The organism is Aestuarium sp., assembly GCF_023253315.1.
Taxonomy (GTDB): domain Bacteria; phylum Pseudomonadota; class Alphaproteobacteria; order Rhodobacterales; family Rhodobacteraceae; genus Marivivens; species Marivivens donghaensis.
The window spans coordinates 22,112-34,733 of the sequence record NZ_JALRGW010000026.1; the positions used below are offsets into that span (position 1 = coordinate 22,112).

Consider the following 12,622-nt stretch of genomic DNA (forward strand, 5'->3'; position numbering starts at 1 on the left):
TCCAGCAGGGTTTCCCCCGCCTCCCCTTAGAGCCATTCGCCACGGATCATCTGGCGATAGACCGCCGCCAACCAGCTATCCCCAATCAAGGACGGCTCAAGCCCGCCTTCGGTCAACAGCTTGTAGCTATCCGCATACCATTCGGTCGATTGGAAGTTATGGCCGAGGATGGCCCCAGCGGTCTGCGCTTCTTCAACAAGGCCGAGCGACAGGTAACATTCCACCAAACGGTGCAGCGCTTCTGGTGTGTGGCTGGTGGTCTGGAACGACTCGACCACAACACGGAAACGGTTCGCAGCGGCCTGATAGTGGCCCCGCTTCAGATAGAAGCGCCCGATTTCCATTTCCTTGGCCGCGAGGTGATCAAAGGCCAAATCAAACTTCAAAATCGCCGAACGCGCATATTCGCTGTCAGGATAGTTTTCGATCACCGCCCGCAGCGCTTGAAGCGCTTGGAACGTCAGACCCTGATCGCGACCCACTTCGTCGATCTGATCGTAATAGGACAAGGCCAGCAGATACTGCGCATAAGCCGCGTCACCATCCGCAGGGTAGAAGTTCAGGAACCGCTGTGCCGCTGCACGGCTGTTTTCGTAATCTTTGTCACGGTGATAGGCAAAGGCCTGCATGATCAGTGCACGTTTGGCCCATTCGGAATAGGGATAAAGCCGCTCGATTTCACCGAAATAGAACGCGGCATCAGACTCGCGACCGCGTTCGAGTTCGTATTCACCGCGCTGATAAATTTCTTCGGCAGAAAATTGCTCAAGCGCCCCTTCGACTTTGGGGTCAAAGGAATTGCAAGCCGTCAACGTGGCGACAGACAAGAACGCGACAGACAGGATGGTTCGTGCTTTTGTGGCCCGACTACGGCTTAACATGAACGCCCCCAATTTTCATTGCTCGATCAGTCGACCGACGGGCTGCGTCGATCGTGTTTCGTCTTGGTCTAGCATAGAAAAATGCAGGGCAAAATGCCTTTTGCCACTTGTCGCAGTCACACTCAGGCGACCCGGCTCAGATCAGCGATATTTACGCCAACACCTGGCAGACGAGCGGCGATAGAGGCATCGCAGGTGACCCAACGCCATGCATCGGGACGTTCAAACATTGCACGCAACAGTTTGTTGGTCAGGGCATGGCCCGCACGGTGGCCCGAATACCGACCAAGGATCGGTGCACCTGCCGTATACAAATCACCCAACGCATCCAGCATCTTGTGACGCACAGCTTCGTCTTTGTGACGCAGACCACCGGGGCTGAGGATATCACTACCTTCAACCACAACAGCGTTTTCCAGCGTGCCACCCAGCGCAAGACCAGCCGCGTGCATCGCATCGACGTCACGCATACGGCAGAAGGTGCGGCTATCGCAGAGCTCGCGCACAAAGGCACCATTGGCCATGTTCAGCGTCTTTTGCTGTTGGCCAATTGCCGCATCGGGGAATTCAATTTCGAAATCCATCTGGAGCGATGTCGCAGGCGACAGACGCGCAATCGCGTCACCGTTTTGCACTTCGATCACGTCCAGCACTTCAATAGCGCGGAGTGGTGCACCCAAACGGTGCAGGCCAGCCGTGACAATCGCACGCACAAACTGTGCCGCGCTACCGTCGAGGATCGGAACCTCGGGACCGTCGATTTCACACAGAACGTTGTGAACGCCCGTGCCCGACAGGGCCGCCATAAGATGTTCAATGGTCGAAACGCTGGTCCCTGCGTCATTGGTCAGACGGGTGTTCAGCGGTTCTTGGATCACGTGGTTCCAAAGGGCGGGCATATCGCGGTCAGACGCGAGGTCCACACGGCGAAACACGATACCATGGCCCGCAGGGGCAGGACGCAAGACAAGCCGCGCTGGTTTGCCAGAATGCAATCCAACGCCATCAAATGTCAGGTCAGTGTTCAGTGTGGTCTGCACGTAAATGCGCCCTTTTGTTACTGACACTCATTTAAGACGGGTACTGAGAACCCTCAACTCACTCTTTGCAACGGACTGAAACATATGAAACAGTTCTGTTAAACCATTGTAAATAAACAAAAAAAGGCCACCCAATAGGCGACCTTTTCACTGAATCATGTCAGTTTGTTAGTTCGCTTGACGGCGCAGGAAAGCAGGAATCTCGATCCGTTCTTGCTCTGGATCGGCTGCTTTTGCCTCTTCGCGGACCGCGTGAACCTGCGGCTGAGCGCGGGACGGAGCGGGCTGTGCAGGCTCTGCGTCCGAGTGGCCAGTCATGCGGTTGATCAGGTTGTTGATCCCGAACCCACGACGCGGAGCCTCTGCTTCGGCAGCAGGAGCCGGAGCGGCAGGCGCTGCAGGGGCGGAAGGCTTACGAACGGCTGCTTCGAGACGTGCAAGTGCTTCTGGCGATGGTGTGCCCGGCGCAGGTGCGCGCGGCGCAACGAATGCCTCAGCCGGAGCGAACTGGGTTTCCGGACGCGGCTGGTAAGCCGGCGGCGGAAGGTCGTCTTCGACTTGCGGTTCAAAACCGTCAAAACCGTCGTCTTGTGCGGTATCTGCTTCGAACGCATCATCAAACAAAGTGCGGTCGTCAGCAGCGGTCTCTGCAACAGGTGCAGGAGCTGGTTCAGCCGCAGGCATTTCAGCCGATACGGTCTGTGTCAGCGGCGCCGACATGCTACGGCGCGGAAGCGGTGCTTCAACTTGACCGACCGATGCGTCGATGCCTGTCGCAACCACGGACACGCGCATTGCGCCGTCCATGTTTGGATCGAGGGTCGAACCAACGATGATGTTTGCGTCGGGATCGACCTTCTCGCGGATTTTGTTCGCAGCTTCGTCGAGTTCGAAGAGGGTCAGGTCGTAGCCGCCAGTGATGTTGATCAGAACACCGCGCGCGCCTTCGAGGCTGATTTCGTCGAGAAGCGGGTTCGCAATTGCCTGCTCTGCCGCGTCAATTGCGCGGTTTTCTCCAGTGGCTTCGCCAGTGCCCATCATCGCCTTGCCCATTTCGTCCATCACAGAACGAACGTCAGCAAAGTCGAGGTTGATCAGGCCCGGACGAACCATCAGGTCGGTCACACCTTTAACGCCCTGATACAGAACGTCGTCAGCCATTGCGAAGGCTTCGGTAAAGGTGGTTTTTTCAGTCGCCAGACGGAACAGGTTCTGGTTCGGAATGATGATCAGCGTATCAACAACCTTCTGCAGAGCTTCGACGCCCGCTTCCGCTTGTTTCATGCGCTTGCCGCCTTCGAACTGGAACGGCTTGGTCACAACGCCGACGGTTAGAACGCCCAGCTCGCGAGCTGCCTGCGCGATGATCGGTGCCGCGCCCGTGCCCGTGCCACCGCCCATACCAGCGGTGATAAAGCACATGTGCGCGCCAGCCAGATGGTCAACGATCTGCTCGATGCTTTCTTCAGCCGCAGCAGAGCCAACCGACGGACGAGCACCAGCGCCCAAACCTTCGGTGACTTTCAGACCCATCTGGATCTTCGATGCCGATTTCGACTGTTGCAGAGCTTGTGCGTCGGTGTTCGCAACAACGAACTCCACACCCTCAAGTTCTTTTTCGATCATATTATTGACCGCATTGCCGCCTGCACCGCCAACGCCAAATACGGTAATCCGGGGCTTGAGCTCTTCTTGCCCGGGCATGGAAAGGTTCAATGCCATACTCTGTCCGCCTGTATGTTTTGGGGCCCGTCCCAAACCGGGCACTCTTCAACTTATTAATCCACAGTCTAGCGTGTCAGAATCGCAACGTCACGGGAAAAACGCAGAAAACCCGCAAAATATTGCGGGTTTAGCGGGCAAAATCGCTTGATTTGGATGAATCGGCGAAATCTTGCGTATTACCAGTTGTCCTTGAACCATTTCACCGCGCGTTTGAGCGAACGGGACGGGTAGCTCTCGGTCGGAACCTCGAAATCCCACCATTCATCTTGCGGGTGAGCCGCGAACAACGTCAGGCCAACTGCCGCCGCAAATGCGGGGCCTGTCGCGGCCTGCGGAAGCCCCTGAACACGCAGCGGACGACCAAGGCGCACTTGTTGACCGAGGATACGGCTCGCCAGCCCATCCAGACCAGGAATTTGGCTCGCGCCACCTGTCAGAACGATCTGCTGGCTCGGCAGATATTCGAACCCAGCCGCATCAAGCCGTGCGCGGGCTTCTTCGAGGATTTCCTCAACACGCGGACGCATAATGCCGATCAGTTCGGCACGACTGACGGTGCGACGATCACGTTCCCAATCGCCCGTATCGCCACCGATTTCGATCTGCTCGCGGTCGTCCATGCCAGTCGCCACAACGCCGCCATAGAATGTCTTAATCCGTTCAGCGATCGCGTGAGGAACCTGCAGGCCCATAGAGATATCTTGGGTCACGTGATCCCCGCCCATACGGACGCTGTCAGCATAGATCATGTGTTTCTTCATAAAGATCGACACGCCCGTTGATCCGCCGCCCATATCAATACAGGCGGCACCCAGTTCTTGTTCGTCCTCGACCAGCGACGAAATCCCCGACACATAGGCTGACGACGCAATACCAGCGAGTTCGAGGTCACAACGGCGGATGCACTGGAACAAGTTCTGCATCGCTGCGGCATCGACCGACAGGAGGTGCATATCGGTGGACAGCACGTTGCCCGCATGACCACGCGGATCAGACATGCCAGTGCGGTGATCGAGGTTAAAGTTGATCGGCTGCGCGTGAAGCACCTCGCGCCCCTCGCCCAGATCAGGCATATCGCAAGCGGCTAGAACGCGACCGATATCTTCGCCCGAAACGACCTCGCCGTTCACATTCACGTCGCCCGCAAGGCCATAGGACCGCGGACGCGCACCGGACAGACAAGCGATCACGTGGTCCACACGGACGCCAGCCATCTTTTGCGCGGCCTGAACAGCCGTGCGAATGGCGCGTTCGGTTTCCTGCATCGCATCGACTTCGCCAAAGCGCACGCCGCGCGAACGAGTGGTTGCGGCGCCGATCACACGGAACGACGACTGACCAGCGAGAGAACCCACACCGTCTTCGCCACGGCTACGTTCTGGACCATCGAACCGAAGGACGAGGCAAGCCACCTTGGACGTGCCGACGTCAAGAATAGCGATCAATCCCCGTTGGAGAGCGGCCTTACGCATGTTGCGCATCGCACGTTGGGTTTCATAAAGCTGCTTCATTAGTTACCGGCCCCTGATACGTCTGCATTTATTCGGCGCATTTCAGCAGCGCCGCTTTCTCCCAACCGCAAGGTCGGTCGGTCTTTGTTCCGCATGTCGACCACAGCGACATCACGTTCGAGTAGATCTTGGGTCTGGCTCATCACAACGACCCGCTCAAAGGATGTAACTGCATCGGTTTCGGGCAGCAAAATGCGCTGATCCCGATCCAAAACCACATCCCAGCGGCGTTCGCCCATCCGCACCAAACCACGCACCCGCGGGGCCACAGGGCCAGCGGCTGCAAATATCGACATCGCCTCGGTCAGGGCGTCCTTGGCCCCATCGCCAGCGATCAACGGCAAATCAGCGCGATCCCCACGCGATTGCACATCCGCAATCACGCGCCCGCTCGCATCGACGAGGTGCAGCGCCTCACCTTGACGCCACATCGCGACAGGCACGCGAGGCGTAACCAGCACTTGAAGAATTCCACCTGGTTTAATCCGCAGGGTCGCACGCTCCACCACGGCCACCTCTTCAACGCGACGACGCCCCTCTTCGAGGTCGAGGTCAAAGGACGAAACAGGGAAATTGTAGTTCAACACGCTTCGGATCGCAGTCGCGGTCTCAGTATCCACGCCATCAACCGCCATCGCAGAGAGCATGAACTCGGGCCGCTGCTGAAAACTGCGCACCATGTCGTTGTAGCCGTCAGAGATCGCCTGACGACGATCCCCATCCATCACGTAAATCCCGACCAGAGCTGAAACCATCAGCACAGGCAGGCCCGTGCGGATCAGACGCCGATAGATCGGCGTCAGCATCCAACGTTCATAGCGATACTGCCACTTGGAGGGTGACGGATCGTGGCGCATGCCGTGGGGTTCCCGTTGGCCGATTAGCGGTCGCATGTTGCGTCCTCCACCAGCCATTTGCAGAGCGACGGGAAATCCACGCCCGCATGCGCAGCCTGTTCAGGCGCAAGCGACGTAGGCGTCATCCCCGGTTGGGTATTCGTCTCAAGAAGGATCAGACCGTCCAAACCACGTGCCTCATCCCAACGGAAATCCGTGCGCGACAACCCACGACAGCCAAGCGCCTGATGCGCCCGAACAGCGTAATCGAGGCAGGCCTCGTAAATCTCTGCAGGGATATCGGCGGGGATCACATGGCGCGATCCGCCCGTCGTATATTTCGCGGTGTAATCATACCAGCCGTCAGTGATGATGTCGGTCACGCCGAGCGCCCGATCCCCCATCACTGCCGTGGTCAATTCACGACCGGGAACAAAGGCTTCGACCATCAGAACGTCAGGCATATCGTCGGACAGGTCAGGCGGCGTGTTCGCACCCTCTTGGACGATATAAACCCCGACAGAGGAGCCTTCGTTATAGGGTTTCACGACATAAGGCGCGGGCATCACGTGGCGCGATGCCACCTCAGCCTTGGTCGCAAGAATGCTTTCCACAACAGGCAAACCAGCCGCACGATAAGCCGCCTTGGCCTTCTCTTTGTCCATCGCAAGGGCCGACGCCAACACGCCAGAATGGGTGTAAGGGATACGCAGCCATTCGAGCAGACCTTGGACGCAACCGTCCTCACCCCAACGGCCATGCAGAGCATTGAACACAACGTCAGGACGTTCCGCATCGAGGCGTACCGCCAAATCGGCGCCCGCATCAATCGCGATCGTCTGGAACCCAGCAGCCTGTAGAGCGGCGACACACTCTTTGCCGGACGAGAGGGACACCTCACGTTCAGCCGACGGTCCACCCATCAACACAGCCACTTTTGGGTTTGTCCTGCCCGACATTCCCTCTGCCTCACCTGCGTGTCTTTGCGACACGTCTGTTTTCAAAATGTCCGCCCCGTTTTCGGGTGTCGAACTGCCTGTAATTTAGTCTTGGAAATCAGAGGCCGGCTCTCCGACCCTCATGATTTCCCATTCTAGCGTTATTCCACTGGAATCGTAAACCTTTTTCCGCACGTCCTCGCCCAATCCTTCGAGATCGGCAGCCGTCGCCCCACCCGCGTTTGTCAAGAAATTGGAATGTTTAACATTCATGATCGCGCCACCACGGGTTGCACCACGCATTCCCGCGTCGTCAATCACCTTCCACGCTTTCAAATCGTGGCTGTCATCCGCCTGCCCTGTTGATGAATAACCGACAGGATTTCGAAAGGTCGACCCAGCGGTTCTGTCCTTTGTAGGTTGGGTTTCGTCGCGTTTCTGTAGCTGTGCGTCCATCTTTGCGGCCAGCGCTTCGGGATCACCCGCGACGCCGTCAAACACCGCGCCGACGATCACGGCACCCTCGGCCAAATCAGACTGACGGTAGCGCAGATTGAGCGCCTCAGCACGGAGCGTTTCGCGGCGACCGTCCCGATGGATCACATCCACGCTGCGCAAATAATCGCTCACGTATTCGCCGTAACAGCCCGCATTCATCCGAACTGCGCCACCAATGGACCCCGGAATGGTGCGCAAGAAGGTCAGGTTAACCCCGCTTTCCGCCGCCCGACGCGCGACATGCGCATCAAGTGCCGCAGCGCCCGCGCGGACCTCTGTCCCGTCAACCTCAATCCCGTTGAATCCACGACCCAAACGGATCACAACGCCCCGAATACCGCCGTCGCGCACGATCACGTTCGACCCGACACCCATCGCAAAGACAGGCACCATTGGGTCAAGAGCCGCCAGAAACTCGGCTAGATCATCAGCATCGGCAGGCTGGAACAGCACATCCGCAGGACCGCCCACGCGCATCCACGTCAGCTCTGCCAACGAACGGTTTTCGGTGAGTGTGCCGCGCACAGGTGGGAGATCAAAATCAAGCGTCATACGCGCGGTTTACCTATTCAACAAACGACTGCCAAGCCGCAGGACCCAGCGCCAAGCATAATACATTGGCCAGCGAAGCACCGATCCAGAGGCGACCAGCGCGACCAAACCAATCAGCGCCCCGTTTTCGAAAAAGACCCAAACCAAAATGGGGGCACCAGTCGCGATCAGGAAATAGGCCCGCGACCAGTGGTTATCTTTGCTCGGCAACAGCGCCGCGAGATTGGCCGCAAAGAGCCAAATGCAGATCGCTATGACCGAAGCGCTGAGCGTCACGCCTTCATCCGCTCGGGAAGGTTATTCGCCCAAGTGCTGATCGTCCCTGCCCCGAGGCAGACAACCATATCACCGGGACGTGCCTGTTCGCGAACCAGACGTTCCAGATCTTCTTCAGAGATCAGGGCGCGCGCATGACGGTGACCGTGACGGATCAAACCAGCGACGAGGTCATCACGGCTCGCGCCTTCGATCGGCTGTTCGCCTGCGGCGTAAACCTCAGCGATGGCGACGACATCGGCCTCGTTAAAGCAGGAACAGAAATCTTCGAACAGCGACGACAAGCGGCTGTAACGGTGTGGCTGGTGCACGGCAATCACGCGGCCATCACAAGCCTGACGCGCGGCCTTGAGCACGGCGGCAATTTCGACAGGGTGGTGGCCGTAATCGTCAATGATGGTCACACCGCCGAGAACTTCACCCACCTTGGTAAAGCGACGGTTCACGCCGCCAAACTTGGCCAGTGCCTCGCGGATTTCGTCCTTTTTCATACCGAGGTGACGTGCAACAGCGACCGCAGACAGCGCGTTCGATACGTTGTGATCCCCCGGCATCGGCAAGGTGCAGCCTTCGATCACGTCGCCCTCGACCTGAAGGGCCACGTCAAAATGCGCGACACCCGCTTTGTAATGTAGGTTGATCGCGCGGACATCAGCCTGCGTGTTGAAGCCATAGGTGATCACGCGGCGGTCAGTGATTTTACCGACGAGCGACTGAACCTCGGGGTGATCGGTGCAGCACACAGCCACGCCATAAAACGGGATGTTCGAGACGAAATCGTAAAACCCTTTGCGCAGGTTTTCGATGCTGCCCCAGTGCTCCATATGCTCTGGGTCAATGTTGGTCACAATCGCGATGGTCGCAGGCAGGCGGTTAAAGGTGCCGTCGGATTCATCCGCCTCGACCACCATCCATTCACCTTCGCCCACACGTGCGTTCGACCCATAAGCGTGGATGATACCGCCATTCACAACGGTCGGGTCAAAGTTACCGTGATCCAACAGCGCCGACACCATCGTGGTGGTCGTCGTTTTACCGTGAGTACCCGCAACAGCGACGTTCGATTTCAGACGCATCAACTCGGCCAGCATTTCCGCGCGGCGCACAATCGGCAGGCCACGACGGCGGGCTTCGTCCAGTTCGGGGTTACCCGGTTTGATCGCCGAGGAAATAACAACGACCTGCGCGTCTTTGAGGTTTTCTGCAGCCTGACCTTCGAAAATGGTCGCGCCCATGCCAGCCAGACGATCTGTGATCTTGGACGTTTTTGCGTCCGATCCCTGCACCGTGTAGCCAAAGTTCACCAAAACTTCGGCGATGCCAGACATACCGATGCCGCCAATCCCGACAAAATGGATGGCACCGACATCAATGGGCAGTTTAGTTGCAGAGTTCATATCGTTCGTCTTTCTTATTATTTAACCGCCAGTTCTTCGACCAGCGTCACCAAGCGCTCTGTCGCATCCGGCAAGCCGCATGACAAGGCCGCCGCCGCCATTTGCGCGGCACCTTGCGCATTCGACAGAATGAGTTCGATCTGAGCCGAGAGGCTCTCTGCTGAGACCTGAGATTCAGGCATCAAGATCGCCGCACCCGCATCAGACAGCCCCCGCGCGTTGGCGGTCTGGTGGTCAGCTGTCGCCGCCGCAAAGGGGATCAGGATCGCAGGGCGGCCAATAACGGAAATATCCGCAACAGAGGACGCACCAGAACGGCTGATAACCAGCTGTGCTTCGGCCATGCGTTCGGGAATATCGGTAAAGAACGGCTGCACGTCGGCTTTGATCCCAGATTGGGCATAAGCCGACTGAACGCGCTCCATATCTTCGGGACGGGCCTGATGAGACACACGTACGAAACGGCGGATGGCATCGGGGAGCGCTGCAATCGCCGCAGGAACCGCATCAGACAGGATACGTGCGCCCTGACTGCCACCGATCACAAGAATAGACATCGGGTAGTCACCCGGTTCGATGTATCCCGCCCCTGCCCGCGCAAGTACCGCACCGCGCACGGGGTTGCCCGTGTGTTCGCCATGCACGCCTTCAGGCAAGGTGGTAGGCCATGTGCCACACGCGATCTTGGTCACGCGCTTTGCAAAGACCGTGTTCACACGCCCAAGCACACCGTTTTGTTCGTGGATCATGCGTGGACGGCGCAAGACCATCGCAGCCGCCATCGCAGGGATCGACGGATAGCCGCCAAAACCAACGACCATCGCAGGTCTATCCCGCAACATACGCAACAGAGCCGACAGAACACCGCCCGCGATTTTGAATGGCACCAGCGCCTTGGCCGCGGCACCGCCACGCGCAAAGGTCGCGCTACCCAGTTCGATCACCTCGACCGCATCAGGGAAACCGCCCGCATAACGCGCGCCCCGCGCATCGGTCGTTAATTGAACTCGCCAGCCCTTGGCCAGCATCGCTTCGGCGAGGGCTTGGGCTGGGAACATATGCCCCCCAGTCCCCCCCGCAGCGATTACGAGTAAAGGTTTAGCCATTATCGCCCCCGACGGCTAAAGATATCACCAATTTGGCCCTGCGGTCGCGACCGCGTGAAGGCCAAAAGCATCCCCATCACAATGCCCGATGCAATCACCGACGACCCGCCATAAGATACGAACGGAAGCGTCATCCCCTTGGCTGGGAGCAGACGCACCGCAACACCCATGTTGATCATCGCCTGAACCGAGAACATGCAGGCCAGACCTGTGCCCGCCAAACGAATGAACGGATCGCGTTCTTTGGAAAGACGGTGCAGCGAACGGATCACCACAGCCGCATAAAGTGCTACCACCAGCAGAACCAGCACCAGACCGTATTCTTCGGCGGCAACCGCGATGATAAAGTCGGTATGCGCGTCAGGCAGGCTCATCTTGACCTGACCTTCGCCGACACCGACGCCGAACAGGCCACCCTCACGGATCGCGTTGGTCGCGTAACCCAGCTGCGTGCGCGGATCGACCTCGGGGTTTAGGAACCCGTCGATACGTCGCGCAAAGTGTTCAGAATTCATATAGGCAAAGGACCCCGCAAGGGTCGTCATCCCAGCCACGCCCACCAACAGCAGCATCGGCGCACCTGCCACGAAATAAATCACGCACCAGCCAAAGAGCACCAACGACGCCTGACCAAAGTCAGGCTGCAGCGCGAGGATCAAAACGATCGCTGCGGTGAGAATAAAGGAATAGAGTTTACCCGGAGGGCCACCGATATCTTGGCTCGCGGACATCAGCCAAGCCGCAACCACAATAAACCCAGGTTTCAGGAACTCGGACGGCTGCACCGACAGGCCGCCCAGCGACAACCAGCGCACAGCGCCCTTGCCAAAGTCGGTCCCGATAAACGGCAGAGCCAGCACAGCAACGAACGCCGCGATAAAACCCAAAGTCGCCAGACGGCGCACCACTTTCGGCGTCATCATTGAGGTCACGAACATCACGATCATCGCAAGGCCGCCGAATTGGGCCTGCTTGATCACGTAATAAAATGGTTCTTTATCGTTGCGTTCAGCAAGCGGCGGAGAGGCTGCAAGCCCTAGCAACAGCCCAATGGCAAACAAGGCCAGAACGCAGGACAGCGTCCATTTATCAATCGTACGCCACCACCGTGGGAGGATGGGATCGCCGGTTTGCACCGGAATCGATCCATAGACCATCTCTGTCATGGAACTCTTACCGCTATCTGCCTCTACATCGTCCGTTTGCCGGATCTGACGTTGATACTAATCAGAGCCCTCTAAAAAGGCCAGCAAAATAAGCTGAATCGGCGGATTCCTTCTGACCACTTGCACGATCAGTCAAAAGCCGTCAGGGAGGGCACATGAAGGTTCGTACACTCATCCTTGGCGCCGGTGCCGCCGGCTTGTTCTGCGCTGCCCATGCGGGTCGTGATGTATTGGTTGTCGACCACGCGAAACGTGCAGGGGAAAAGATCCGCATTTCTGGCGGTGGACGCTGCAATTTCACGAATATGGAGGTGTCGGCTAGGAACTTCCTCAGCCAGAACCCCCACTTCTGCAAATCCGCCCTCGCCCGCTATACGCCGTGGGACTTTATCGGGTTGGTCAGCGCTTATGGCATCGGCTGGCATGAAAAGACGCTCGGCCAATTGTTCTGCGACAACTCCGCCAAGGACATCGTGAATATGCTGGTCACTGAGGCAGAAAAGGCAGGCGCGAAACTCTGGCTTGAAACCGAAATCGTCGAGGTGCGCCGCACCGACCGCTTTATCGTATCACTGCGTCGCCATGGCAAAGACATCACGGTAGAGGCCGATCATCTCGTTGTAGCTACGGGCGGTAAATCGATCCCCAAAATGGGCGCGACGGGCCTCGCTTATCAAATTGCAGAGCAGTTTGGCC

The 12,622-nt window shown here is 58.1% G+C and carries 12 protein-coding genes; 1 reads left to right on the top strand and 11 read right to left on the bottom strand.

Features of this window, described 5'->3' with window-relative positions; all coding sequences use genetic code 11:
- Positions 1-26 precede the first annotated feature (26 nt).
- From AC1QQ2_RS11930 to ftsW, 11 genes are all read right to left on the bottom strand, one after another.
- Complete coding sequence (locus AC1QQ2_RS11930; protein WP_067549405.1) at positions 27-881, bottom strand: outer membrane protein assembly factor BamD; 855 nt, start codon at positions 879-881, stop codon at positions 27-29.
- Between the two features lie 122 nt (positions 882-1,003).
- Positions 1,004-1,921 carry a UDP-3-O-acyl-N-acetylglucosamine deacetylase gene (gene lpxC, locus AC1QQ2_RS11935; RefSeq protein ID WP_479713302.1) on the bottom strand — a complete coding sequence of 306 codons (918 nt, stop codon included), beginning with the start codon at positions 1,919-1,921 and terminating at the stop codon, positions 1,004-1,006.
- Between the two features lie 168 nt (positions 1,922-2,089).
- Positions 2,090-3,643, bottom strand: a complete 1,554-nt coding sequence (gene ftsZ, locus AC1QQ2_RS11940; RefSeq protein ID WP_105235451.1) for a cell division protein FtsZ — start codon at positions 3,641-3,643, stop codon at positions 2,090-2,092.
- 179 nt (positions 3,644-3,822) lie between these two features.
- Positions 3,823-5,157 carry a cell division protein FtsA gene (ftsA, locus tag AC1QQ2_RS11945; RefSeq protein ID WP_105235452.1) on the bottom strand — a complete coding sequence of 445 codons (1,335 nt, stop codon included), beginning with the start codon at positions 5,155-5,157 and terminating at the stop codon, positions 3,823-3,825.
- Positions 5,157-6,050, bottom strand: coding sequence for a cell division protein FtsQ/DivIB (locus AC1QQ2_RS11950; protein ID WP_479713303.1), 894 nt, complete (start codon positions 6,048-6,050; stop codon positions 5,157-5,159). The genes ftsA and AC1QQ2_RS11950 overlap by 1 nt, the downstream gene beginning before the upstream one ends.
- Positions 6,038-6,952, bottom strand: a complete 915-nt coding sequence (locus AC1QQ2_RS11955) for a D-alanine--D-alanine ligase (RefSeq protein WP_479713304.1) — start codon at positions 6,950-6,952, stop codon at positions 6,038-6,040. Before AC1QQ2_RS11955 ends, AC1QQ2_RS11950 begins: the two co-directional genes overlap by 13 nt.
- A gap of 84 nt (positions 6,953-7,036) precedes the next feature.
- Entirely contained in the window at positions 7,037-7,981 is a 945-nt protein-coding gene (gene murB / locus AC1QQ2_RS11960; RefSeq protein ID WP_479713305.1) for a UDP-N-acetylmuramate dehydrogenase, read from the bottom strand.
- Positions 7,982-7,990: 9 nt separating this feature from the next.
- Positions 7,991-8,257 (bottom strand): DUF2484 family protein, encoded by a 267-nt coding sequence (locus AC1QQ2_RS11965; RefSeq protein WP_479713306.1) that lies wholly within the window; start codon positions 8,255-8,257, stop codon positions 7,991-7,993.
- Positions 8,254-9,654 (bottom strand): UDP-N-acetylmuramate--L-alanine ligase, encoded by a 1,401-nt coding sequence (murC, locus tag AC1QQ2_RS11970; protein ID WP_479713307.1) that lies wholly within the window; start codon positions 9,652-9,654, stop codon positions 8,254-8,256. Before murC ends, AC1QQ2_RS11965 begins: the two co-directional genes overlap by 4 nt.
- 17 nt (positions 9,655-9,671) lie before the next feature.
- Positions 9,672-10,760, bottom strand: coding sequence for a UDP-N-acetylglucosamine--N-acetylmuramyl-(pentapeptide) pyrophosphoryl-undecaprenol N-acetylglucosamine transferase (locus tag AC1QQ2_RS11975; RefSeq protein ID WP_479713308.1), 1,089 nt, complete (start codon positions 10,758-10,760; stop codon positions 9,672-9,674).
- Positions 10,760-11,926 (bottom strand): putative lipid II flippase FtsW, encoded by a 1,167-nt coding sequence (gene ftsW, locus AC1QQ2_RS11980; RefSeq protein ID WP_479713309.1) that lies wholly within the window; start codon positions 11,924-11,926, stop codon positions 10,760-10,762. Before ftsW ends, AC1QQ2_RS11975 begins: the two co-directional genes overlap by 1 nt.
- Positions 11,927-12,081: 155 nt before the next feature.
- On the opposite strand from ftsW, the gene AC1QQ2_RS11985 reads away from it, so the two are divergent.
- The coding region (locus tag AC1QQ2_RS11985; RefSeq protein WP_479713310.1) for an NAD(P)/FAD-dependent oxidoreductase at positions 12,082-12,622 on the top strand (541 nt) is incomplete at its 3' end.